A 208-nucleotide genomic window follows, 5' to 3' on the forward strand; every position below is an offset into this window, starting at 1 on the left:
GTGGCGATGTTAAAACAGTTCGCGGACTCCAAAAGATTTTGCTGAAAAGTTGGTCAGCCAAAGTGTTAGCGGTACGAAGGGTCACGCAGGATAATCAAGGCAAAAAGACGGCGGGAGTGGATGGGGTTAATTCCTTGTCCCCAAAAGCACGTATGAGCCTTGCAGGTCAATTGAAGCTCGATTCAAAAGCCAAACCCGCCAGACGGGT

At 49.5% G+C, this 208-nt stretch carries 1 protein-coding gene; it reads left to right on the plus strand.

All coding sequences use genetic code 11. The annotated features are described in order from the left end of the window. Nucleotides 1-208, plus strand: a 208-nt coding sequence (locus tag LKK83_RS20810; RefSeq protein ID WP_324633245.1) for a reverse transcriptase N-terminal domain-containing protein, incomplete at both ends; no start/stop codon positions are given.

The sequence above is a fragment of the Phormidium sp. CCY1219 genome (assembly GCF_035615515.1).
Taxonomy (GTDB): domain Bacteria; phylum Cyanobacteriota; class Cyanobacteriia; order Cyanobacteriales; family Laspinemataceae; genus CCY1219.